The sequence below is a fragment of the Psychromonas sp. MME2 genome, from assembly GCF_040566515.1.
GTDB lineage: Bacteria > Pseudomonadota > Gammaproteobacteria > Enterobacterales > Psychromonadaceae > Psychromonas.
The window spans coordinates 137,500-161,061 of the sequence record NZ_JBEWXI010000006.1 but is presented as its reverse complement, the minus strand read 5'-3'; the positions used below and the strand labels follow the sequence as shown (position 1 = coordinate 161,061).

The following is a 23,562-nucleotide window of genomic DNA, read 5'->3' as shown; positions in this document are numbered from 1 at the left end:
CGCCCTACTTACAAAACAGAGATAACTATGCCATTAGATAACTTATTTTGCGGATTACTTGAAACAGCGGTCAATAAAATACATCAACTTGATGCCTGTGCTGAACAACGCCGTAAGCAACTTGATGGGACCATTTTCTCTGTCTTGATTAAAGAGCTAAATAAACCTCTATATTTTGTGATTAGTGCACAACAAATCGATATATTAAGCCAATTTGAAGGAACTATAGACTGTTCTATCAACGTAAATATATCCGCTTTACCCGAGCTTCAGAATAACCTTCAACTTACCCACTTAATTAAAACAGAACAGTTAGAAGTACAAGGAGATATAAAACTTGTCCAGCAGTTCGCTCAGCTATTAACTGAAATGAATATTGATTGGGAAGAGTTTCTGTCAACGAAAGTCGGTGATGTACTCGCACATAAAATTTGTTATCACTTAAAATCAGCCAAGCAAGATATTAATCAACAACTCATTAAATTACAGTCTCACGGCGCGCAAATTGTTACTGAAGAGTTAAAAATAGCCCCTGGTCCATTACAGGTAGCCTATTTTTGCGATCAAGTCAGTGACGTTGAAAAACAGTGTGCACAACTTGAAGCCCGTTTAAAACGTTGTACTGAAAAATTTAACGGAACGGTTAATGATTAAACTAAAAGAGATTTCACGACTATATCAAATCAATAAAACCATCATTGAATATGGATTAATTGAATTAATAACCAAAGAGCATATTCCCCTTAGTTACCGCTTATTCCGAGTGGCGCTATTTTGGCTACGCAACAAGCACAAAGAGAAAGAAATAGCTCAACGATTACGCTTAGCACTTCAATCTCTTGGACCTATTTATATAAAACTGGGTCAGATGCTCTCAACTCGACGAGATCTATTGCCACCAGCCTATGCCGATCAACTTGCTTATTTGCAAGATAATGTTCCCCCCTTTGCAGGGGAATTGGCGATTAAAGAGATTGAATCTTCATTAGGAAAAAGCATTGAAGAGCTCTTCATTGATTTTGATATTGAAGCACTGGCCTCTGCATCAATCGCACAGGTACATACCGCTATTCTTCGTGAAGATAACCGTGAAGTGGTTATAAAAGTGATCCGCCCCGACATTGAAAAAACCATCAAAGCGGATCTACAGTTAATGAAATGGCTTGCCCAACTCATGCAACGCTTCATAAAAGAAGCGGAACGACTTCGTCCCGTTGAAGTAGTGCAAGAATATGAAAAAACCATATTAGATGAACTTGATTTAATGCGCGAAGGCGCTAATGCGATTCAACTTAGGCGCAATTTTTTAGACTCAAAGTTACTCTATGTACCTGAGATTTATCCCGACTACTGCACCAAAAAAGTGCTAGTGATGGAACGTATCTATGGTATCCCGGTTTCCGACATAAAATCATTACAAGCACAGGGCACTAATCTTAAACTGCTTGCTGAACGGGGGGTAGAAGCCTTTTTCACACAGGTGTTTAGAGACAGCTTTTTCCATGCGGACATGCATCCCGGTAATGTCTTTGTCTCCTATGAACATCCAGAAGATCCGCTCTGGATTGGTATTGATTGTGGCATTGTGGGTACACTTAATAATGAAGATAAACGCTACCTTGCTGAAAATTTCTTAGCCTTTTTCAATCGCGACTACCGCCAAGTGGCACAATTACACGTCGATTCGGGTTGGGTACCAGCAGATACCCCCGTAGAAGAGTTTGAATTTGCTATTCGTGCTGTTTGTGAGCCTATTTTTGAAAAGCCACTCGCAGAAATCTCATTTGCACAGGTGTTAATTAATCTATTCAACACTGCGCGACGCTATAATATGAAAGTGCAACCACAATTAGTCTTGTTGCAAAAAACATTACTCTACATTGAAGGCTTAGGCAGACAGTTATATCCACAATTAGATTTATGGGACACCGCAAAACCCTTCCTCGAGAATTGGATGAAAGAGCAGATAAGCCCTGCAAAATTACTCAAATCAATTCAGCTAAAAGCCCCTTTTTGGCTAGAAAAATTGCCAGAAATTCCTGAGCTGATTCATCAACATTTATCACAAACAAAATCGCAACAAAAACAGCTGCAGTTGTTAACGGAATCGCTCAATAAACAACTGCATAAAAAGCAAAAGAACAATTTTTATATTGCAGTCAGCATCGCCTTAACCATAGTAACTACCTTGGCGTATTTACTGTCAGATCAAAATCTTGCATTAGTAACAGCAGTTCCAACTGTTTTTGCTTGGTTAATCACTTGGCACCATTCCAATAAGTTGTAAACTTTGTTATAACGCATTACAACTTGTTAACTATTTAATTCAAATATAATCATCGAGGATAAATATTATGGGCGGCATCGGCATTTGGCAATTAATCATTATCGCAGTTATTGTAGTTTTACTTTTTGGCACCAAAAAATTACGTGGCATAGGAAGTGATTTAGGAGGTGCAATTAAGGGCTTTAAAAAAGCGATGAGTGAAGAAGAAAGCGCCGCTAAGGAAGTTGAAAATAAAAGTACTGAGCAACAATTAAAAACAGAGCATAAAACAGATACAAAAGAAAAACAGAAAGAGCAGGAATAATTTTCTCATAAAAGGTTCAAATTAAATGTTTGATATTGGTTTTTGGGAACTGGTTGTTATTTCCGTTATTGGTTTGATTGTTCTTGGCCCAGAACGTCTACCAACGGCTATTCGTAGTGTGGTCAAATGGATAAACACTGCCAAAAGTATGGCTAATTCGGTCAAAAGTGATATTTCACATGAACTGAAATTGCATGAGATGAATGAAAATATGATAAAAGCCAGTAAAAATGGGCTGCATAATCTCGATCCCGAACTGCAACAATCCATTGATGAAATGAAACAAGCTGCTAAAGATTTGAGTCGCCCTTATCAAAGTGACGGTGAAACACTTAGCGAAACAACTAAGAGTGATCCAAGCCAAATCAAAACCGAGGGTAAAAGTGAATGAGCACTCAACAAAATGACCATGCAAATTCACAGCATAGTTTACCGCTAATCTCTCACTTATTAGAGTTACGTGATCGATTATTACGCATTGTCGCTGTCGTGATGGTGATATTTCTAAGCTTGGTCTATTTTTCTAACGATATCTACCACTACCTTGCTATTCCACTAACGAGCCAACTACCTGAAGGCTCCAGCATGATCGCAACGGGAGTTGCTACCCCTTTCTTCACACCAATAAAACTGACTATTGTCATCTCAATTTTTATTGCGATACCTGTGATCCTCTATCAAATATGGGCTTTTGTTGCACCGGGCTTGTATAAACATGAACGTAAATTGGTAGCCCCTTTGGTGGTAACCAGTGCCCTACTTTTCTATTTAGGTATGGTCTTTTCTTACTATGTTGTTTTTCCCTTGGTATTCTCATTCTTTACTAGCACCGCACCGGAAGGTGTCACCATCGCAACTGATATCAGCAGTTATCTCGACTTTGTATTAAAACTATTTTTTGCCTTTGGTTTAGCCTTTGAAATCCCCATTGCCACGCTATTATTATGCTGGACTGGTGCGACAACCCCTAAAAAATTAAAAGAAAAAAGACCTTACATTGTCGTCACTGCTTTTGTCATTGGTATGCTGTTAACGCCTCCAGATGTTATTTCCCAAACGTTACTCGCGGTGCCGATGTTAATATTATTTGAACTTGGTCTACTGTTTGCTCGTTTTTATGTTCCAAAAGAAGAGCAGATAGAAGAACAACAAACGCCAGAGTAGAACAAAAATCATGATAGATATCGGTGTCAATCTGACCAATAAACGTTTCCAAAACGATCTCCATGAGGTGATTGATAATGCAAAACAGGCGGGATTATCTGCACTGATCATCACGGGAACGGATATTGAAAGTAGCGAAAAAGCGATTGCATTAGCACAAACTGAACAGGATTTTCTCTTTTGCACCGTCGGCATTCACCCCCATGATGCCAGTAACTTTGATAGCCACAGCCTTGCTAAGCTTGCCCAATTAGCTGAAAATCCACAGGTTAAAGCGATTGGTGAATGCGGTTTAGATTTTAATCGTAATTATTCAACCCCAGCAGAGCAGGAGTATGCCTTTGTGCAACAACTGGAATTGGCGGTGCAATTACAACTGCCCGTTTTTATGCACGAACGCGATGCTAATGCCCGTTTTATCGAATTATTAACACCCTATCGGCAGCAACTTCCCCATGCAGTACTACACTGTTTTACAGGCAATGAAACTGAATTAGAGCGCTGCTTAGCATTAGATTTACACATCGGTATTACCGGTTGGATTTGCGATGAACGTCGTGGCAGTGAGCTATTCGACTTAGTAAAGTTAATTCCAGATAATCGTTTGCTGATCGAAACGGATGCCCCCTATCTGTTACCAAGAAGTATGCGGCCTAAACCAAAATCAAGTCGCAATGAACCTAAATATCTCCCTTATATTGCACAAACGATTGCTTTGGCGCGTCAACAATCTGTACAAACGGTTATCCGAAACACACAAAAAAATAGCCAAGCATTTTTTAATTTACCCCTTTGATAGGAGTCGCAATGACACTTTCTCAACAATTCCCCGCTCGTCGTTTACGTCGTTTACGTAAACATGACTTTTCACGACGTTTGGTGGCAGAAAATCAACTTAGCGTTAATGATCTTATCTATCCGATGTTTGTTATTGAAGGCGAAAATCGCCGTGAAGCAATTGCCTCCATGCCCGGTATTGAACGTTTATCATTAGATCAATTAGTCACAGAAGCAAAACAACTCGTTGAATTAGGTATTCCTGCCATCGCCCTATTCCCTGTTGTGCCAGAAGATCTTAAAAGTGAAATGGCAGAAGAGGCCTATAATAGCGCGGGCCTAGCACAACGAGCAGTTATCTCTATTAAAGAAGCCTGTCCCGAACTCGGTGTCATAACCGATGTCGCCCTTGATCCCTTTACCACTCACGGACAAGATGGCATCATTAATGGCGATGGTTATGTGCTCAATGATATCACCACCGAAATACTGGTCAAACAAGCCCTTTCCCATGCACAAGCGGGTGCCGATATTGTCGCACCTTCAGATATGATGGATGGACGGATTGGTGCAATCCGTGAGGCACTTGAAAACGCAGGTTACATCAATACACAAATCATGGCCTATAGTGCCAAGTATGCATCCAATTATTACGGCCCATTTCGCGACGCAGTCGGTAGCGCAGGCAATTTAAAGGGCGCTAATAAATCTACCTATCAAATGGATCCAGCTAACAGTGATGAAGCTATTCATGAGGTTGCTCTTGATATTCAAGAAGGTGCCGATATGGTGATGGTTAAACCCGGCATGCCCTATCTCGATATTGTCCGCCGTGTCAAAACAGAGCTAAAAGTACCGACCTTTGCCTATCAAGTCAGTGGTGAATATGCAATGCATAAAGCCGCTATTGCTAATGGTTGGCTAAAGGAAAAAGAGACGGTTTTGGAATCACTACTCTGCTTTAAACGAGCGGGCGCAGATGGCATTTTGACCTATTTTGCCAAGCAGGTTGCTATCTGGCTAAAGGAAGATAATAAGTAAGAATAGATAAGTCAGCGGCAAATTTATGGTATCGCCGCTGACTTATTATTATACCAATTCCGGTAAGTATGTGATCTAGATTTTGCGCAGGAAAAACAGCTTAATTCAAGGCGTAATTTGACGTAAATGGTTATTCCCTTTGCGAAAAATACAACGCAGCAGTAAGTTGTTTTAACCAGTAAAATAGATCAGCTATTTATCGGAATTGGTATTAGGTACTTGATTTAAGTACATCGACATAGACTTTCAAACTTTGTCCTGGATGAATATATTTTTTATTGGCCAACTGATTCCAGCGCACTAAATCCGAAGTGCTGACATTAAACTTCATGGCAATGGCGTGTAATGAGTCCCCCGAGCGCACCTTATAGGTAATAGAGCGGGTAGTTTTATTGGTTTTTTTACTTTTAGTTGCAGCGACTGCGGTTTGCCAAATAGTCAGCTGTTTACCCAAACGTAACGTTTTCGTGCTACTTATCTTATTCCATTGGGCAATCTCTTTCGTTGTTACATTATAGCGGCGGCTGATATCCCAAAGGGTATCCCCCTCTACGACAGTATGCTCAACCTTGCGTTTACCCTGCCGACTTTTATTTTTTTCCCGGGCAAAACGTTGCGCCTGTGTATAAATATAATCTCCTTCCTGGGCACTGGAAACAGGGATGAGTAGTGCTTGGCCAATTTTAATAAAAGAACTATCGAGATTATTTATCTGTTTTAATACCCGTTGGGTGGTCGCATGGTTCTTAGCAATAACACTTAAACTATCGCCTTTGCGCACTTTATAGCGCTGCCATTGAATACGCTTGCTTTTATCAATGGCACTTAACTGTTCATTAAACTGCTCTTCGATAACGGTAGGTATCAATAATTTATGAGGTCCGTCAGGAGAGGTCGCCCAGTGGTTAAAAGCGGGGTTTAGCAGTTGAATTTCTGCAACCGATAACTCAGCGAGCTCTGCTGCATAGGCTAAATCAAGCTGCGACCCAGTATCGACATAACTCAGTACCTGTTGATTAGCAATAAAAGGCAATTCCACACCATATTTTTCGTGATTACGCAAAATATCGACGAGGGCTAATAATTTCGGGACATAATTTTCGGTTTCGCGTGGTAAAGAGAGTTGCCAATAATCTGTCGCTTTATTTTTTCTTTGATTGCTGCGCACGGCGTTACGAACACGACCTTCACCAGAATTATAAGCAGCAAGCGCATGTAGCCAATCATTATCTAAAAAGTTATACAGGAACTCCATATAACTTAGAGCAGCATCGGTAGAGGCATAAACATCACGACGCCCGTCGTACCACCAATCTTGTTGTAGTCCAAATCGTTCACCGGTAATGGGCATAAATTGCCATAAACCTGATGCACGACTGGGTGAATAGGCGAAGGGGTCAAAGGTGCTTTCAACCACGGGTAATAATGCTAAATCAAGGGGGAGGTTATTCGCTTCGATTTGTTCGACAATCAGATACAAAAATGGCTCTGCCCGTTTTGATACCTGCTTTAAGTAGTTAGGGTGTTTTAAATAATAATCTCGCTGTTCTGCAATACGGCTATTATCAGGCACTTCAAACTGAAAACCATTAGCCAGTTTACGCCAAATATTTTTATAATTTGCGGCGTTATTTTCTTCCTCATTTAACACTTGTACATTTTCTGTTAAATGGCTTAGCCCTTCTTCAAACTCAATATCTTGCATCTGTTTTTCTGCAAGCTCTTCATTTCTATCGGAAAGAGTGGACGTATTACTTTCACTAGCAATATTGCTATTTTGGGTTGTTTGGCAAGCGCTTAAAAATAACACCGCAAAAAAAAGACAATAAAATTTCATAAAAGGACCGTTTGCAAAAATGAAGGGGCGTAGCTTACCGTAAAAGAGAGAACAATTCATTATCACAGGCGATCCTTTCCGTTAAATTTTTAGCCATTTTTCTTTAATAGCGATCCTTGTATTGACGCAATGCCCTAAAAGTCGCAAGGGGATCATTTAGTTCCATATGCAAGCAGTTTTGCAAGCCATTGATAAGTGAAGGTTCTTGACAACGCAAAAAAGGATTAATGGCTTTTTCACGGGCGATAGTGGTAGGTATTGTTGGCACGCCTTGTTGGCGTAATTTACTCACCTGTTGGATATAATTAAGTAATTCTTTATTTTTTGGCTCTACTTGTAATGCAAAAATAAGGTTACTCTGTGTATATTCGTGGGCGCAATAAACTTTCGTCTCATCATTTAGCTCAAGCAAACGCATTAGGGAATCTAACATCTGCTCATGTGTCCCTTCAAAAACCCGTCCACATCCCCCCGAAAAGAGTGTATCGCCACAAAATAATAGGGACTCATTATAATAGGCAACATGATCAAGCGTATGACCAGGCACCTCCATCACCGAAAGTGTTAAACGCCCCTCAAAGAAGGTTAATGAACTGCCCTGTGAAACTAATATCGATTGGTCGAATAACGCCGCTTTACTATAGAGTAAAACCTCACTATCACTCGTTGCGACTATTTGTTTAACGCCACCAATATGATCATGATGATGATGTGTGATTAAAATAGCATCCACGATTAACTGCTGCGCGGCTAAAATCTCTAAAACAGGCTGTGCATCACCAGGGTCTACAACAATACAATGCGGACTTTGACTATCTTTAATAAGCCAAATATAGTTATCATTAAACGCCTGAATGGTGAGAATATTGATCATGACAGATTCCTAAACTATGTAATTTTCGGTGAACAAGCTATGAAGAGAGCGAAAACAACACGCATATTAACCTCGATTGATGATTGGCAACAGTTACCTAACGGCAATAAACTACTTTATCAAACTCAGCTGCATATTGATAACCATCTGCCTAAATGCTTCGGCTCTCACCTTTTAAAATTAGGACAATTAAGTTGCCAACTTAATACTAGCCGCTCACCAATTCCCCATCAAATTAGCTGTGCGGCAAACGGTAACGCGGTTACCCTAATAGCAGATTTACATCAACTACCTTTTCAAGACTGTAGTATCGACCTCTGTGTGCTTGCCCATGAACTTGATTTCTCCAGCGATCCCCACCAATTACTGCGTGAAATCGATCGCGTGTTAGCCTTAGATGGCACACTCATAATAAGTGGTTATAACCCAATTAGCCTATTTGGATTACGCACCTTAGTGACCGAAAAAAAATCCCAAAGAGCACGACTCTTTTTCCCAAACAGGGTCATTGACTGGCTACATTTGTTAGGCTTTGAAATCAAACAAAAACAACACTTTGATTTTATTGCTAATGGTGAAGATGGCCAACTCTCCGCATATATTGAAAAAATAGGCCAGCAATTTTTACCCTATTTATGTAGTGTCTATTTTATCATTGCCAAAAAACAGAGCATCCCAATGACCCCAATTAAATCACATTTTGAATTTAAAAAAACAATCATCGCCGAACAAGCCGCCGTCACACGACAGCGTTAGCCATCATATCCGACATCTTCTTGGCTTGGGTTATCCTCTGCAGCCTGCCTTGCTAACTCATCACAGCGTTCGTTTTCTGGGTGTCCTGAATGCCCCTTGACCCAATGCCAAGTAATTTGATGTTTTTCCTGTGCAGCATCAAGCGCCTTCCATAAATCAACATTTTTAACCGGTGCTTTAGCAGCGGTTTTCCAGCCTCTTTTTTTCCAATTGTGGATCCATTGCGTGATACCTTGGCGCACATATTGGCTATCTGTTGTAATATCAACAACACATTGCTCTGTTAAGGATTCTAACCCTTTTATACAAGCTAGCATCTCCATACGATTATTGGTTGTGCGTAAAAAACCCTCGGCGAGTTCACGACGGTGTTGCTTGTAAATTAAAATAGCACCATAACCACCCGGTCCTGGATTTCCTAAACATGAACCATCTGTATAAAGTTGGATTTTTTTCATTATGACCATCGCAAAATTTGTTAAACTCAATTCTTTAGCAACTATAAATAGAGATCAACATGAACACAAGTAAACTCATTCGCCAAGTCGTGTTAGATACAGAAACCACTGGGATGAATAAGGATGGAATGATTTACCGAGGTCACCGAATTATCGAGATCGGTTGCGTTGAACTTATTAATAGACGATTAACTGGGCGTCATTTTCATGTTTACATCAATCCAGGACAAGCCGTCGATCCCGAAGCGATCACCGTACATGGTATCACAGATGAATTCTTACAAGACAAACCCACCTTTACTGAGATTGCAGATGATTTTATCGATTTTATTAAAGGTGCTGATTTAGTTATTCATAACGCCCCCTTTGATGTCAGTTTTATGGATCAAGAGTTCCGTTTTTTAAATAAAAAGACACAAACCACTGAAGAAATGTCAACCGTGACCGATACTTTAGTGATGGCAAAAAAATTATTTCCAGGGAAACGAAATAATCTTGATGCATTATGTGACCGTTACGGCATAGACAATAAACATCGTGTATTACATGGTGCATTATTAGATGCGGAAATATTAGCAGATGTCTACCTACTAATGACGGGTGGGCAAACCAAGCTAAATCTTTCAACTTCCAGTGTTAATGATAGTGATACAACACGTCGACCACGGCAAGTTCAATCACCATTAACCATTATTTGTGCCACGGATGAAGAAAATGAAGCGCATCAAAAACGTTTAGATATCATTGATAAATCAGGGAGTTGCTTGTGGCGAAAATAATGACAAAGGGCATTTTTAGTTTACTACTATTATTCACATCATGCTTTTCATTGGCGCACAGCGTTTATGCCCCCAATGATATTCCCCTATTAGATAACCGCTTTAGAATTGACCCCAATGCCGAACAAGTCACTTTTATACTTAACCATTCACACGGCCCGCAACGCGTTGTCTTAGTTCGTCCCGATGGCAGCAAGCTCTATCAACGCCGTAGCCCTGAATCTGTTGCTTGGGTAAGCACTAAAACAACCGATATTATTACCATTGATAATCCCATGCCCGGCCCTTGGCAAGCAATTGCTAAATTAGATGGCGATAATCGCATTAAAATACTCAGTAAAGTTGAATTAAAAACGTCAAAATTACCGTTAAAATTATATAGCCGAGAATATATAACCACCTACGCCTCTCTCTACCATGAGGGGAAAGTGATGAGAGATGAGCATTATCTCGATGGCGCAAAACTATCTATTTCACTGGTCGGTAATGCGATTAAGCAACTGACATTATACCAAGATGACGGTAAAGGGTACGATGCCCTCCCTTTCGATGGCGAATTAACCGCGCGCGTATTTATTGACTTAGTGCCGGATCGTTATCTATTAAATATTAAAACGAAAAATGATGTATTTATTCGTAACAATAACTATGATGCAGTAGTTTTTCCACAGCCTATCATACAAAAAGTTAATCTCCCCTATGCAGGCGACAAAACCATCTCCCTCGAATATGAGATTGATACAACGGAGATAGATGCGCAATCGGTCATTATCAACGGCATCATTACAAATATGAAAAACGAAGTTGTTGCACAGGTTATTGCAGATAAAAATGATATGAGTGAGAATAAATTACACTATACAAGCCAAGAGATGGAATACGACCGTTTACTCCTCAAAACAGAAGTATTTGCAACGACAGTGGCAGGTAGAGAAATTGAATTACAATTAGCCGATGCAGCCTTTGAGCTCTTCCCGATGATCGTCGAGCCCTCCCTCTCGCCAACTGTTGTTATAGAAGAAACCGAGTTAATCATTCCTGAAGAAACCTCCATATGGAGTAACGTTTGGGTTATTACTGGAATAATCGTCAGCATATTACTCATTGTCATGTTGTTAATATTCTTTGTGATACGCCGGATAATCAAAAAAAAGCAAGCATCAATACAGTTGAATATTGATAATGATTTATTTGCCCCCGTTAATTTAAATGATAAATAGCAATGCACTGCTTAAAAAAACGACGCAAAAATTAGCACAATAGATAAAACGAACTAAATTTGAATACAAAATAAGCGGTTGATTCACTTAAGCTGTAAATAATAGTTTTTTTTTGTTTTTCCTTATTGACTCAGCAAAGGCAACTCCGTATTATCTGCGCCTCAACAGAGGTGGTCTTAAACACTGCCGATGCTAACTGGAGTGGTAGTTCAGTTGGTTACAAATACCGGCCTGTCACGCCGGGGGTCGCGGGTTCAAGTCCCGTCCACTCCGCCAATCATCTTAAGATGATGGTGAAAGTTAGCAAAATGTTGAACTGATGATTATCACGTGGAGTGGTAGTTCAGTTGGTTAGAATACCGGCCTGTCACGCCGGGGGTCGCGGGTTCAAGTCCCGTCCACTCCGCCAACATCGATAATTATCAAAGCTTGACTGTAATACACTCGTGGAGTGGTAGTTCAGTTGGTTAGAATACCGGCCTGTCACGCCGGGGGTCGCGGGTTCAAGTCCCGTCCACTCCGCCAACAGTATTATGTATCAAGTAGATGTACTATTTATCTGTAGCCAACAGATAAATGAAGAAAGCTGTAACACACTCGTGGAGTGGTAGTTCAGTTGGTTAGAATACCGGCCTGTCACGCCGGGGGTCGCGGGTTCAAGTCCCGTCCACTCCGCCAACTTCATCCTTGGATGAAAAGAACGATGTGTATAACAGTCAGACTATAATGTGAGTTATAGAATAAAAAGATTTTCGCGGAGTGGTAGTTCAGTTGGTTAGAATACCGGCCTGTCACGCCGGGGGTCGCGGGTTCAAGTCCCGTCCACTCCGCCAATATTCTTTTATTATTCAACATCTAGCTTTAAATATTCAAGTAAAAATCCCTCTATCGACAATGTTAGTTATTAATTCGCAGACTAAATACTGTATTGCGCCATTATTATTATATCTTGATACCTGTTTTCAAAGAATCGAGCTCTTTTTTTCACTCCCTCTATTTCAAAACTACACTTTTCATATAATTTAATAGCAATTTCATTATCAGAAAACACTTCCAGTTTCAGACGTTTTAACTCTTGACTCCACGCGTGGGCAATCGTTTTTTTCAGCAGATCAGTTCCAATCCCTAAGCCGCGAAAATCGGATACAATCCCCATCCCAAGGTGCCCAACATGGGTCATTGTATTTCGCTCTAATGGAATAATATCAGCCCACCCAATTACTTTTTCGTTGTGTATGGCAATATACTGAGCATGATTATTTTCGATATTATTGAGAACAAAGTTCTCCATTTTTTCATAGGGAGGAGGTGTTGTGGTAAGGAGATAAACCCCTTCGCTAGCCACATTACATAGAGCATCATAAAAACCTCGGATATCTTTGTGTTCTATTTGCCTAATTTCAATACTCATCTCAATTCCTTGGGGTTAACAGGTCATTATGTTAATTGTCGCCTAATAATATCAATCCGTATAAGTATCGGATTTATCTTGTTGGTATAATAGGTAGCAGCGTTGCATTCAATCGTAATAGTCTGCTATCACGATTGAATGGAATTGGTAGCAGTCGTAGCTACAAAAATTTAGTACAATTTCTGCCCTGACACTTCGCTCCGTATAAAGCTTTATCTGCCCGGGAGATGATACTTTCAGGTTCATCTCCCACTTGATAAAGACTGATACCACAACTACTTGTCATGTGGCCAATAACGGGAAACTGATGGCAATCGATCTGCTCGCGGATATTTTCAGCAAGCTTTATATCCCATTTTGATCTATTTCCGGACAAATAATAAGAAACTCCTCGCCACCCCAGCGTCCAAGAGTATCGGTTTTTCTTATCAATGTTTTCAGAAGATTAGCCAATTCGACCAGCACTTGATCCCCAACTTGATGTCCATAAGGATCATTAACCTGCTTAAAGTAATCGATATCTAAAAGCAGCACACCATAGGCATGATTAAACCTAATCGCGCGATCATTCTCAGCGGTCAGTGTTTTATCAAGTTTGCGGCGATTACCCAAATTAGTTAAGCTATCCGTTAATGCCAATCGCGCTAGGAGCTCAGCTTCTTTCGCTCTAACCTCTTCACTGAGTTGCAAAGCAACCAAGGCATCCGTTCTTGTCTCAAGCTGATCAACCATCTCATTGAAGTTATTACTTAGGTGATCTATCTCGACAATCCCTACTTCCGCTATTTCTTGTGAACCGATATTTTTACCCAATCCACGGGTCATTGTTGAAAGTTGCTCAATAGGCGTCGCTATTCTGGATGTCAGCTGACGAGATTTACGCAATAAAAATAGAAAAAAGATGGCATAAAAAAGTAACATAGCGGCAATAATTAAATACCCCACTTCTTTACTTAGCTGCTTAATATTAACTATCGGCTGCAGAACCAATGCTTCTTCCACCAACGAGATCAACCGCCAGCCCGTTTCCTGAATCACCTCTTGGCTAACAATATAGGTTATTCCATCGATATTTATTTTGCTGATACTCAGCTGGGAGTCAAAAATAAACTGCATCTGCTGTTGGAATGCCCCATTTTCACTACTTAAAATATTATACTGATCTGGTTTTTCCAACGTAGTGAGGATCTTTTCCCCCTCAATATAAGTATTTAACCCCTTAAGCTTAAGCAGCTCCTTGATTTTTGCCTGCATCGCTAAAATCATACCGTTCTTATCGACCATAAAAGTGGTCGCATTCCACGGAATATCCAAATTTAGGATATTATCTAAAAACGATTCAATAGTCAGATCAAGCCCACTCACCCCCTCTAAAAAATCATCACGATAAATAGGTACAATATTGGAGACCATCCATCCCTGCCCTGCTGGATCAAGATAAGCTCCCGTCCAGACAGGTTTTCGCTCTGGGTTATGCAGACTATCGGCTTGATAGTAGAAGTTAAACTCCTGCATATGCAGGACAGGCCCATATTGAGCAGGTAAATCTTCAATAAAGGGATAGATGCGGTTCATACCATCCCAAGTATTAAGATAAGCCTGTGTGACGATAGGACTGGTCTCAACAATGGAGACCAAAATGGGATCTAACATCTCACTGCAGTGTGCTTTACGACTTTGCGCTTCCCCCAAGGTACTGCTACTCGAATAATAGACGCTGCTACCACCATTATCCTTAAGTTTATAGTAGGCTCCATTTGCATGTGTGGAAAATGCAGGAGCATTATAAGGAAAAAAACATGCCTCGGAATCAGCAAAAAAGGACTCCTGATCACGCTGTATCAATAGGGCATAATTAGAGATAGCTTGTAGTTGATTCCTAATATTATTAGCTTCTCGTGAGCTTACCTCTTGCAGGTTATGGGAGACCTCTTTAAGCAACACCTGCTGCGTTTTTTCTGACATGTAAAAGTTAATGGCAAAGTAAAGGGCAATAATAACGACTTCAATCAGCAATAACGGCACAAGTGAATTTTTCAGATAATTTCGATAAATCAATGATTGGATAGTGACTGATTTCTGCATGATTATTAGTCCATTATATGCGGGAATAAAAGTGATCCGAGAAAATTTTAACCTGAGTTAGAGCGAAAAGCATAGCCAAACTTGCAATAATCACTATTTACGATAAAGAGCAGCAACGACCCATTATGCTGTTCCACACCTAAATAAGGTATCGGATGCGCGACACCAACTGTTGTTTGTTATGCACCTTTTAATTCGCAAAATTGCTCTTTAAGTAGCAATTCTTTATTAATTACAGCTTTACTGTCAATGAGCTTCACAAATCTTCCGCCTGCGCCCAAACCAGCCTCAGTAAATGCTTTAACTTCAACATTTGTATATCCGCCTTCATTTTTAGCCAATAAATGAATATAGATAATGGGCGGAGTGCAGAAAAACTTTTTGGGGCATAACTTACTAACGACTTCTTTGAAACATTTCTCGACACTAAAAAAATCCCCCATTAATGTTCTCTGATGACTTAAACCACTGCAAGCAGATTCAACTGAGAGACCCGTGTATAATTCAGTCGCTTTTACCTTACCTTACCTTCATAAACTTCCAAATATATCGTCAATTTAGTAAAAAACATGAAATCACCTTAGCTGCATAGCGACACTGTATAATTTTTCATTTTCAACCTAATTATTTAAAATAAAACACAGCATTTCACAATTTGTTGATATTCTATATGATAATGTATTTTCACTAAGCTGCTGATTAAATTGAGCGAAAATGAGATCGAGGACATTTATACTTTTGTCACGCGGTCTTCTGCCCGCGTGGTGATATGCGTAATATTTTATTTACCTAATTTCAATCTACACACCTTATGTATTAAGGGGAATAAATCATACAATTAGAGGGATTGTTATCACTGTTTGTGATTTATGTTTTATCTTTACGTTAAACGATTGAAAAGTAAACTTGTTAACTATATTTTGACGCTTTATTTACATTAGATACAAGGAAGTATTATGTTGATTTTGAAATCAATATTCTGCATGTTAATGCTTACTCTGGTAGGTTGTGCAGGCAAGCCCCCTATGCCAACTACATTGGCAAATGCAGATATCAGCGGCTCAACTGGCTTAATAACTGGTACCATAACAAGAAATCCATTGCAGCCTGCTTATACCGCTTACGGACTTTATATAAGAAATATTGAGACGGAGGAAAACCACAAAATTTATACCGACCTGACTGGTGACTTTGTGGATTTTCACAATCTTCCGACCAACAACGATAGCAGAGTTACAGGCTCCAGTTTTGCCCTATTGCTTCCCGAAGGAAAGTATGAAATATATAATTTTAACCTATATGAACTTGAGCCTTCTGGTGCCTCAACGACATATTTTGCAGAGAGTGACTTCTCAGTCCCCTTTCAAGTTAGCGGTGGAGAGAAATTTTATTTAGGTGAATTTAGGCTAATCGCCAATACCTTTATGTTCGAATGGTTTGGAGTAGAAAAAGAAGTACTCAGCGGTGGCACTTGGTATATTTATGATTTCTTTGAAAGAGATATCGACATGATGAAAAAAAAGTTTCCTGATGTCGATTGGCAAAAAACAAAGAAAGAAATACCAATGCCAACGGCAAATCTAGAATTACTGATTCGATCCGGTGGGTAATTTACAATGTTAATATTGATAGTTTTTTTGTAATCACTTTAAAGCCTAATACTTACACTGTAAATTAGCAAAGCGAACTAACGTCAGCGCCCCTTCTGTATTAAACGGAGTAAGGAAAAATCAAACAATCCGTTAATTGGCTGTTCAAGGGGCACAGATTAAGCCTGAGCAACTATATCAAGTTAATGCTTAAAAACTTCAATAACGATGGCCTGCTCTTTGGCAATCGATATAAGACGATTACTTATTTCTTTGACGTCAGATGTAGCTGTTAATGTCGCCTCCGCTGCGGACAAAATAGCTTCCATATCTTGCGTTAAATTATTACACACATTGGATTGCTGTGTTGTTGAAACACTCATCCCATTATTTAATTGTGCGAGTACCGAAACGCTTTCATTGACCCGAGTGATCTGATTTTGAATTGTATTAAAACTTTGCACATTTTCGCTCATATTGTCATTACAAAGCTGCACTTGTTTTCCAGCTAATGCGATATCTCTCTGTAATTCTTCGATCACACTCTTAACTGCAACCGTAGAGTCTTTAGTACTATGAGCAAGCTTTCTCACTTCATCAGCTACAACTGCAAACCCTCGTCCACTCTCTCCTGCTCTCGCTGCTTCGATTGCTGCATTGAGGGCAAGTAAATTAGTTTGCTCCGTGATCTTCGTGATTACATCGAGAATAGAATAAATAGAGTGGCTACCTTGCAATACTTTTTGCATAACCAGTTTGGCTTGCTGTAGTTCATCAGATAGGTTTATATTAAGCTTATAAGCTGATTCAGACACATCAACACATTCTTTAATGTTAATATCAATGTTTGTCACTGATTCTGAAGCATCCTCTGCTCTATTAGCAATATCTTTAACACTTGCATCCATTTCAATTAAGGCTTCAGCTATCGAAGAACAGCTTCTTTTTGCGTTTTGGAACGCGCATACAATTTGTTTCCCAAATTTAAGTTGTCTTCAGAGATGTTATCTATTTTTTCACTTTTCGCCGAGATATCCTTAATCACTTTCTGCTGATTATTTATCGCTAAATTAAGGTTTTCAGCAATCAGCCCAAACTCATTATCCTTATCATAAGTGCAGCGTACCGTTAAATCACCTTGAGATAAGCGATGCAATGTTGAGACGATTTGTTGTAAAGGTTTTTTTATTACCCTTTGTAACCAGAAGCTAATACCCAAACAAAGCAAAAATACGACTAACAAAATAAATTTACTACTCGTGAGGACAAGATTAATACCTTTAACGGTATCAGCCAATTGAGAAGCGGTGACAGTTTGGCTCTCTTCTGAGGCCAACATAATGCCTTTTTTTATGGTATCTAGCGACAATTCGAATTGTGACAACTGAGTAATATTTGTTTTTTTAATTTTTTGTAACTGTAAGTAAAACGCCAATACCCCCGATGTCTCACTTGCTTCATTGAGAATCCATGAAAGATTTGATGCCAGTTCAGAGCTTCCTTGAATGCCATCCGATACTTTTAATTCCAAATATTCCGCAAAATCACTGGCGATAAACTCAGCACTTTCTTTATTATTTTTAAGTGTTTTTTCAATTTCATTAAGGTCAACTTGATTAAGTGTATGTGTTGATTCGACTTGCATTGCCATTACCTCTTCAAGGATAGCGTCTAGCAAAAGTTGTTCATTGGTTGATGGTTCGGATTGAGCCTTTGGATCAAACTTAAACTCTTGAGCAATTAAAACACCAAAACGTTGGCACATTAGTTGGAATGCAGAATTTTTACTCGCAAAGGTGACAGAATCTAGGGACTCTTTTTTATGATTTTTGAGTAGGACTAACGCTTGTTGAGTCAACAGTTCAAGATCGCTATCAGAAATCTTACTGGTTTTTTCATCTACTTTATCTAACTTCAAGTTTTCGATTAATTTAATACTATTTTCAATATGATTATCATCATTAGATAAAAGCGCTCGATTAACAATCCCTTCCAACAGGCCGATAGAATGGTCGATACGACTGACATTCTGTAACAATGGGAAGGTTGTATCTGTAACTTCCATAATGGCGACTTTAGTCTTATTAAATTGAGCCGTAAACATATAGCCCAATGCCAAAATAGTAATAATAAAAACAACAAAGATAATCGACAACAAACGACTAATAGTTATACCTGAATGTTTCATTAGTTTTCCTTAACTTAAAAGAAGTAGAGTAAGAGCTGGTGATCCAATTAACGGTAACTCTCGGTGAGTAGGTAAGACTTGCTTTTAATTGAATACAATAAAGCCAGTAATAAAAAGGGAGGGGACGTCCCCCCCTTTTTTAACTTCTAATCGAAATTACTCAACAATAAGCTTTGTTAATTCTTCTCCTAGATAAGCAATATTACTACCCGCTACAGGATAGAGTTGATATTTACGCTTTTCACCATCATCGTTATCTGAAAGTGCAATGTTCCACATAAAACTGTCTCCAGATTTTATAGCGGATTCTAACTCGATAGCAAAGAACAGCTGCGTGCCAGATTCATTCCATTGTGCATGATAATGTTTAGCGTAATGATTCGATTCAAAGTCTTGACCAATAACGGTACGGAATTGCGTCATCGGAGCATCACCGCTTTGTAGAAAAATTTCGACATTATCATTTTCGTATGTCTGCTTCATTGATGTAACCGTTATATCATCGACACGATTAACCACGCCATACAACCAGTTTTCATGGTAACCAACAGTCCAATTACCACTCAAATCATCGCCAGGGGCAATTGTCATATCTTGCTGATTAAGTTGGTTAAAAGCTAAAGAATAAGTGTACCCATGAAAGACAGGATCATTACCATCTTGCGGTTTAGTCGCTAACTTTATAGCTTTAAATGCAGGAGGAGTAGAAACAGGGATCGCTTTTATAACTGCATTTTGCCCATTCATGAACAACTCACCAAACTCTTCACCCTGCCAACCGATATTATTACCCGTAAGCGGATAAAGCTGCGCATTACGACCACCACTTTCAGTATCGCCATCGTTGTCAGATAACGCGATATTAAAACCAATAGTCTCTCCAACTAAATCTTTAAAATCAGTGAATTCAATACTGTAATCAAATACCTTTCCGTCATCACTCCACTTGCCCATAATTTTTCCAGGGAAGTTTGATGGGGCAAATCCTTGTCCAACAATCGATCTTAGTTGCCAGAATTGCTCTCCAATGCGGATAAAGATTTCTACATTATCATTCTCGTGCGCCATTTTTTGATCAGTAACCGTTTTATTATCATGACGAATAACTTGCCCGATTAAGCTGTTCATATAAAAACCCACGCCCCATTTACCATCAATCGAACTACGTGGAGGCAATGTTTGGTTCTTCACATCAAGCTGGTTATATGCAAAAGGATAAAAAACGACTTGTTTAGGATCAAATGTATTTGAGGCAAGTTGCTTTGCGTTAAATGGTTGTATAAAACGTTGTATTTTACTTAAATCCGTCATTGGTTCGTAACTAAATTGGTTAGCAGCGACATCAACTAACACGTCTTTCAAAGCCCAATAAGCAGGTTTTTCCTGATAGTTTTCGTCAAATATCAAGGCACGCCCATACCCCTTAAACCAACTCGGCACCCAAGAATATTTATCCGTAAGCCCCCACATCGTAAACATATCGACGTCAGGGTAATATGCAGCAAGTTTAGCCAGTGTTTCATAACGCTTCGCTTGCTCATCTAATGCGTATTCATCACCATCTCGCACTCGCACATCGACTTCAGTAAAGTGAAAGCTTAATTGCATTTCTGTTAACCGTTCGATATTACGTGCAATTGATGCGTCGCTAATTGGACTATCAACTGTTAAATGTAACTGAGTGCCAACACCATGAATAGGAACACCTTTATCAACCAATTTTTTTACTAATCGGTAAACCGCATTCGACTTAGCGTTCATCCCTTCAGTGGAATAGTCGTTATAAAATAAAAGTGCGTCAGGATCTGCTTCATGAGCCCAGCGAAAAGCCATTTCAATATAATCTTCACCAAATGTACGATACCAAATGGTATCTCTAAAACCACCATTATCATCTAGCGCTTCATTTACTACATCCCAATAAGCAACTTTGCCTTTATAATGACCAACCACATTTCTGATATGATTTTCCAAAATATCGCTTAGCTCATCTTTCGACCAATTCCCTTTTTCTAGCCAGTCTGGGTTTTGTATATGCCAAACGAGCGTATGCCCTCTGACCACCATCCCATGCTCGATTGCAAAATCAACAAGTTGATCAGATTTTGAGAAATCAAACTCACCTTTTTTTGGCTCTATATATGACCATTTCATCTCATTTTCAGGTGTTATTTGCGAAAACTCACGGATTAATGTCTCTCTAAAGAGCGGATCGTTTAAGTGACGCGTTTCGAACGCTGCGCCAATGGCAAGATTAGCTCTATCTCCCAACTCTCTTAATGGTGTTTCGACTCGTAATGGTGTGTCTGCGTTTATTGGAGAAGTGGTAATTTGATTACCGGTTTGCTCTTGTTGACTACTCACACAGCCAACTAACAGCATGGTAACCAAAGCGGGTAACATTACTTTTTTCATTATTATTCCTTATGTAAAATATCAGATCATCAAATTAATTTCTAATTGCCTTGCAACTTCGCACCTTCTACTCAGGCTCGCAGTAAGCTGACAATTAAAATTTATTGATATTAAAAACCAACAAATAAAGCATCTAATAAAAAAAAATGCTTCGATATACCTATTGATTACCTCCATGTACGAAACCTAATCAAAAAATTTACCACATTGCAGATAGGCTTCGATTTTCGATAACAAAAATTACTCACATCTCTAATTGGCAAAATCACTCTATAAAACTAATGTTTAGATACTCAAGCGGAAACCACATGAGATGAAAATAACAACAATATTGCATAGCTTCATTAATTTCCCGGTATTCATTAAGTTGCCTATCAATTAATATCAACGGAAATAAAAATATCAGGCGCTATTGTTAAAATAATGCAGCTATTTAGTAATTACTATGTACAACTATGAACGAGCAGTTTTTTATCGTCTTTACCGTATTTAGCAAATCAATTTATGATTTTCCCCGCAACATGAGTAATTGCGATTAAGTTCAAATAATTTAAGTGTTGGTTACCATAAAAAATATCGATCACATCGCAGTAAATACGATTTAATGACACCCAGCAATATCAAACAAATATCACCCACAAATCACTGGTAAACGAGCTTGAATATTGTCATTATCCAAATCATCTACATAGCTCACAATTCTAACTACGCTGCAAAATATATAACCCTCTTTACCAAAAAGGTGAATGATTTAAGCTATTAAAAAGAAGAATATTTATAGCGGTTAGGCAAGGATGTTCCTGCAAATGTAATATTATTATTGAGGGTAAGTTATGAAAAAGAGTAGAGTAGTACCGCTATTAAGTGTTTGCCTGTTGTTAAATGGCTGTATTTTAAATGAGAACAAGGACACGACATCTCCAGTTGTAGATCTGCCTCCTGTTGTAGAGCTACCTCCTGTTGAAGGTCCCGCATTATTCGAAGACACGTTTACCGATGCCATGAATTGGACAACTGAATGGGGCACTGCTGCTGGGACTCAAGCTTTTGATGATGGAACCATGAAAGTGGATATCAACTGGCTAGATACAGGTTCATCAAACCATGTAATACTGGTTAATACAGATAGTTCTATTGATGCAACTGCTGGCGTAGATTTTACCTTTGATATAAAAGTAACTGCTGCACAAGTTGGCAAATTATCAGTAAAAACCGCTTTTGCTACTGGTGGAGCTGATTCTATGGGCTTATTTAATGAATCTCATCCCACCAAAACAGATGGTACATGGGAAACATTTACTATTACAAACATTACGCCAGAATCGATTCAAGCTTATTATGCTCAAGCTAATTTCGATGGTACAAATATAAATCAGGTGAAACTTGAGTTCACAGCAACTGATGGTGCTGGACTTGAGGATGCGATTATTTATATCGACAACGTAAAAATCACCGCACACAAAGAAGATACAGGTGCAACACCACCTCCACCACCAGCAGCTCCAAGTGCATTATTCGAAGATACATTTACCGATGCCGTGAATTGGACAACTGAATGGGGCACTGCTGCTGGGACTCAAGCTTTTGATGATGGAACCATGAAAGTGGATATCAACTGGCTAGATACAGGTTCATCAAACCATGTGATACTTGTCGACACTGATAGTTCTATCGATGCAACAGCTGGTGTTGATTTATCCTTTGATATAAAAGTATCTGCAGCACAAGTTGGGCAGTTATCAGTAAAAACTGCTTTTGCTACTGGTGGAGCTGATTCTATGGGTTTATTTAATGAATCTCAGCCCACTAAAACTGATGGTACATGGGAAACATTTACTATTCAGAACATTACACCAGAATCGATTCAAGCTTATTATGCTCAAGCTAATTTCGATGGTACAGATATAAATCAGGTGAAGCTTGAATTCACAGCAGCTGATGGCGCTGGACTTGAGGATGCAATTATTTATATCGACAACGTAAAAGTAACCGCATCTGTAACAGAATAAACCGTAAATTATTTTAAATATTAACCAGCCTTCGGCTCTGCCGAAGGCTTTTTTTTACCCTCAATTAAATAAAAATTTATTTTTATGAATACCATAATATGATGGTTATAGCTGGTTGAGGAAAAATGAGAAAAAACAAGGCGCATGATTAAGTAATAGCAGGCTATTACGATTGAATGCAACGCCGCTATCTATTATCTTAATCAAGAAAATAAATCAAACACTTATGCCGGTTGGCATCTAAAAAACGATACTACAAATCCGCTCCTATCAAACGTTATTGCAATTATTGACATCGCTGACTCTGCTTTTGCACATAAACACTATTTGCTGATACCCCAACGCAAAGTCTGTATTATCCAGATATA

Annotated in this window: 22 protein-coding genes and 5 tRNA genes; 17 read left to right on the top strand and 10 right to left on the bottom strand. The window is 39.1% G+C overall.

Going from position 1 to position 23,562, the window contains the following annotated elements; all coding sequences use genetic code 11:
• Positions 1-27: 27 nt before the first annotated feature.
• The 7 genes from AB1A03_RS06670 (at position 28) to hemB (ending at position 5,573) form a co-directional block, all read left to right on the top strand.
• On the top strand, positions 28-654 hold the full coding sequence (locus tag AB1A03_RS06670; RefSeq protein WP_354623874.1) for a ubiquinone biosynthesis accessory factor UbiJ: 627 nt from the start codon (positions 28-30) through the stop codon (positions 652-654).
• On the top strand, positions 647-2,287 hold the full coding sequence (ubiB, locus tag AB1A03_RS06665; protein ID WP_354623873.1) for a ubiquinone biosynthesis regulatory protein kinase UbiB: 1,641 nt from the start codon (positions 647-649) through the stop codon (positions 2,285-2,287). Before AB1A03_RS06670 ends, ubiB begins: the two co-directional genes overlap by 8 nt.
• A 67-nt stretch (positions 2,288-2,354) precedes the next feature.
• Complete coding sequence (gene tatA / locus AB1A03_RS06660; protein WP_354623872.1) at positions 2,355-2,591, top strand: Sec-independent protein translocase subunit TatA; 237 nt, start codon at positions 2,355-2,357, stop codon at positions 2,589-2,591.
• Positions 2,592-2,616: 25 nt separating this feature from the next.
• Positions 2,617-2,982, top strand: coding sequence for a Sec-independent protein translocase protein TatB (tatB, locus tag AB1A03_RS06655; RefSeq protein WP_354623871.1), 366 nt, complete (start codon positions 2,617-2,619; stop codon positions 2,980-2,982).
• Entirely contained in the window at positions 2,979-3,755 is a 777-nt protein-coding gene (gene tatC, locus AB1A03_RS06650) for a twin-arginine translocase subunit TatC (RefSeq protein ID WP_354623870.1), read from the top strand. Before tatB ends, tatC begins: the two co-directional genes overlap by 4 nt.
• A gap of 10 nt (positions 3,756-3,765) precedes the next feature.
• The gene (locus tag AB1A03_RS06645) at positions 3,766-4,551 is read left to right on the top strand and encodes a TatD family hydrolase (RefSeq protein ID WP_354623869.1); all 786 of its coding nucleotides are present in this window, start codon (positions 3,766-3,768) and stop codon (positions 4,549-4,551) included.
• 11 nt (positions 4,552-4,562) lie between these two features.
• Entirely contained in the window at positions 4,563-5,573 is a 1,011-nt protein-coding gene (hemB, locus tag AB1A03_RS06640) for a porphobilinogen synthase (protein ID WP_354623868.1), read from the top strand.
• A 211-nt stretch (positions 5,574-5,784) separates the two neighbouring features.
• On the opposite strand, the gene AB1A03_RS06635 is transcribed toward hemB, so the two are convergent.
• The gene (locus AB1A03_RS06635) at positions 5,785-7,410 is read right to left on the bottom strand and encodes a lytic transglycosylase (RefSeq protein WP_354623867.1); all 1,626 of its coding nucleotides are present in this window, start codon (positions 7,408-7,410) and stop codon (positions 5,785-5,787) included.
• 103 nt (positions 7,411-7,513) lie between these two features.
• Positions 7,514-8,284 carry a hydroxyacylglutathione hydrolase gene (gene gloB, locus AB1A03_RS06630; RefSeq protein ID WP_354623866.1) on the bottom strand — a complete coding sequence of 257 codons (771 nt, stop codon included), beginning with the start codon at positions 8,282-8,284 and terminating at the stop codon, positions 7,514-7,516.
• 39 nt (positions 8,285-8,323) lie between these two features.
• On the opposite strand from gloB, the gene AB1A03_RS06625 reads away from it, so the two are divergent.
• The gene (locus tag AB1A03_RS06625) at positions 8,324-9,040 is read left to right on the top strand and encodes a class I SAM-dependent methyltransferase (protein WP_354623865.1); all 717 of its coding nucleotides are present in this window, start codon (positions 8,324-8,326) and stop codon (positions 9,038-9,040) included.
• Here the strand turns inward: AB1A03_RS06625 and rnhA are convergent.
• Entirely contained in the window at positions 9,037-9,498 is a 462-nt protein-coding gene (rnhA, locus tag AB1A03_RS06620) for a ribonuclease HI (protein WP_354623864.1), read from the bottom strand. The two genes, AB1A03_RS06625 and rnhA, sit on opposite strands and share 4 nt — an antisense overlap.
• A gap of 59 nt (positions 9,499-9,557) precedes the next feature.
• On the opposite strand from rnhA, the gene dnaQ reads away from it, so the two are divergent.
• The 7 genes from dnaQ (at position 9,558) to AB1A03_RS06585 (ending at position 12,330) form a co-directional block, all read left to right on the top strand.
• Complete coding sequence (gene dnaQ, locus AB1A03_RS06615) at positions 9,558-10,277, top strand: DNA polymerase III subunit epsilon (RefSeq protein ID WP_354623863.1); 720 nt, start codon at positions 9,558-9,560, stop codon at positions 10,275-10,277.
• Positions 10,265-11,497 (top strand): hypothetical protein, encoded by a 1,233-nt coding sequence (locus AB1A03_RS06610; protein ID WP_354623862.1) that lies wholly within the window; start codon positions 10,265-10,267, stop codon positions 11,495-11,497. The genes dnaQ and AB1A03_RS06610 overlap by 13 nt, the downstream gene beginning before the upstream one ends.
• A 198-nt stretch (positions 11,498-11,695) precedes the next feature.
• Positions 11,696-11,773, top strand: a tRNA-Asp gene (locus AB1A03_RS06605).
• 56 nt (positions 11,774-11,829) lie between these two features.
• Positions 11,830-11,906 (top strand) — tRNA-Asp (locus tag AB1A03_RS06600).
• 39 nt (positions 11,907-11,945) lie between these two features.
• Positions 11,946-12,022: transfer RNA gene (locus AB1A03_RS06595), tRNA-Asp, on the top strand.
• A 76-nt stretch (positions 12,023-12,098) separates the two neighbouring features.
• Positions 12,099-12,175 (top strand) — tRNA-Asp (locus AB1A03_RS06590).
• A gap of 78 nt (positions 12,176-12,253) precedes the next feature.
• A tRNA-Asp gene (locus AB1A03_RS06585) sits at positions 12,254-12,330 on the top strand.
• A gap of 83 nt (positions 12,331-12,413) precedes the next feature.
• Here the strand turns inward: AB1A03_RS06585 and AB1A03_RS06580 are convergent.
• The 4 genes from AB1A03_RS06580 to AB1A03_RS06565 form a co-directional block, all read right to left on the bottom strand.
• Positions 12,414-12,908, bottom strand: a complete 495-nt coding sequence (locus AB1A03_RS06580; protein ID WP_354623860.1) for a GNAT family N-acetyltransferase — start codon at positions 12,906-12,908, stop codon at positions 12,414-12,416.
• A gap of 160 nt (positions 12,909-13,068) precedes the next feature.
• Entirely contained in the window at positions 13,069-13,284 is a 216-nt protein-coding gene (locus AB1A03_RS06575) for a GGDEF domain-containing protein (RefSeq protein WP_354623859.1), read from the bottom strand.
• Entirely contained in the window at positions 13,254-14,993 is a 1,740-nt protein-coding gene (locus tag AB1A03_RS06570; protein WP_354623858.1) for a diguanylate cyclase domain-containing protein, read from the bottom strand. Before AB1A03_RS06570 ends, AB1A03_RS06575 begins: the two co-directional genes overlap by 31 nt.
• A 179-nt stretch (positions 14,994-15,172) precedes the next feature.
• Complete coding sequence (locus AB1A03_RS06565) at positions 15,173-15,436, bottom strand: hypothetical protein (RefSeq protein ID WP_354623857.1); 264 nt, start codon at positions 15,434-15,436, stop codon at positions 15,173-15,175.
• 513 nt (positions 15,437-15,949) lie between these two features.
• Between AB1A03_RS06565 and AB1A03_RS06560 the strand changes: the two genes are divergently transcribed.
• Positions 15,950-16,603: a hypothetical protein gene (locus tag AB1A03_RS06560; RefSeq protein WP_354623855.1), complete on the top strand. Its 654-nt coding sequence runs from the start codon at positions 15,950-15,952 to the stop codon at positions 16,601-16,603.
• 182 nt (positions 16,604-16,785) lie between these two features.
• Here AB1A03_RS06560 and AB1A03_RS06555 read toward each other — a convergent pair whose 3' ends face one another.
• The 3 genes from AB1A03_RS06555 to AB1A03_RS06545 form a co-directional block, all read right to left on the bottom strand.
• Positions 16,786-17,490, bottom strand: coding sequence for a methyl-accepting chemotaxis protein (locus AB1A03_RS06555; RefSeq protein ID WP_354623854.1), 705 nt, complete (start codon positions 17,488-17,490; stop codon positions 16,786-16,788).
• 17 nt (positions 17,491-17,507) lie between these two features.
• Positions 17,508-18,770, bottom strand: coding sequence for a HAMP domain-containing protein (locus tag AB1A03_RS06550; protein WP_354623852.1), 1,263 nt, complete (start codon positions 18,768-18,770; stop codon positions 17,508-17,510).
• A gap of 156 nt (positions 18,771-18,926) precedes the next feature.
• A complete protein-coding gene (locus AB1A03_RS06545) occupies positions 18,927-21,185 on the bottom strand; it encodes an endo-1,4-beta-xylanase (protein WP_354623851.1) in 2,259 nt (752 codons plus the stop codon).
• Positions 21,186-22,018: 833 nt separating this feature from the next.
• Here AB1A03_RS06545 and AB1A03_RS06540 point away from each other — a divergent pair.
• Positions 22,019-23,194 (top strand): hypothetical protein, encoded by a 1,176-nt coding sequence (locus tag AB1A03_RS06540; RefSeq protein WP_354623850.1) that lies wholly within the window; start codon positions 22,019-22,021, stop codon positions 23,192-23,194.
• The last annotated feature ends 368 nt before the right edge of the window (positions 23,195-23,562 follow it).

Coding starts and splice junctions, on each gene's coding strand:
- AB1A03_RS06670 (WP_354623874.1), top strand. CDS start 28: ATGCCATTAGATAACTTATTTTGCGGATTACTTGAAACAGCGGTCAAT.
- ubiB (WP_354623873.1), top strand. CDS start 647: ATGATTAAACTAAAAGAGATTTCACGACTATATCAAATCAATAAAACC.
- tatA (WP_354623872.1), top strand. CDS start 2,355: ATGGGCGGCATCGGCATTTGGCAATTAATCATTATCGCAGTTATTGTA.
- tatB (WP_354623871.1), top strand. CDS start 2,617: ATGTTTGATATTGGTTTTTGGGAACTGGTTGTTATTTCCGTTATTGGT.
- tatC (WP_354623870.1), top strand. CDS start 2,979: ATGAGCACTCAACAAAATGACCATGCAAATTCACAGCATAGTTTACCG.
- AB1A03_RS06645 (WP_354623869.1), top strand. CDS start 3,766: ATGATAGATATCGGTGTCAATCTGACCAATAAACGTTTCCAAAACGAT.
- hemB (WP_354623868.1), top strand. CDS start 4,563: ATGACACTTTCTCAACAATTCCCCGCTCGTCGTTTACGTCGTTTACGT.
- AB1A03_RS06635 (WP_354623867.1), bottom strand. CDS start 7,410: ATGAAATTTTATTGTCTTTTTTTTGCGGTGTTATTTTTAAGCGCTTGC.
- gloB (WP_354623866.1), bottom strand. CDS start 8,284: ATGATCAATATTCTCACCATTCAGGCGTTTAATGATAACTATATTTGG.
- AB1A03_RS06625 (WP_354623865.1), top strand. CDS start 8,324: ATGAAGAGAGCGAAAACAACACGCATATTAACCTCGATTGATGATTGG.
- rnhA (WP_354623864.1), bottom strand. CDS start 9,498: ATGAAAAAAATCCAACTTTATACAGATGGTTCATGTTTAGGAAATCCA.
- dnaQ (WP_354623863.1), top strand. CDS start 9,558: ATGAACACAAGTAAACTCATTCGCCAAGTCGTGTTAGATACAGAAACC.
- AB1A03_RS06580 (WP_354623860.1), bottom strand. CDS start 12,908: ATGAGTATTGAAATTAGGCAAATAGAACACAAAGATATCCGAGGTTTT.
- AB1A03_RS06570 (WP_354623858.1), bottom strand. CDS start 14,993: ATGCAGAAATCAGTCACTATCCAATCATTGATTTATCGAAATTATCTG.
- AB1A03_RS06565 (WP_354623857.1), bottom strand. CDS start 15,436: ATGGGGGATTTTTTTAGTGTCGAGAAATGTTTCAAAGAAGTCGTTAGT.
- AB1A03_RS06560 (WP_354623855.1), top strand. CDS start 15,950: ATGTTGATTTTGAAATCAATATTCTGCATGTTAATGCTTACTCTGGTA.
- AB1A03_RS06555 (WP_354623854.1), bottom strand. CDS start 17,490: ATGGATGCAAGTGTTAAAGATATTGCTAATAGAGCAGAGGATGCTTCA.
- AB1A03_RS06550 (WP_354623852.1), bottom strand. CDS start 18,770: ATGAAACATTCAGGTATAACTATTAGTCGTTTGTTGTCGATTATCTTT.
- AB1A03_RS06545 (WP_354623851.1), bottom strand. CDS start 21,185: ATGAAAAAAGTAATGTTACCCGCTTTGGTTACCATGCTGTTAGTTGGC.
- AB1A03_RS06540 (WP_354623850.1), top strand. CDS start 22,019: ATGAAAAAGAGTAGAGTAGTACCGCTATTAAGTGTTTGCCTGTTGTTA.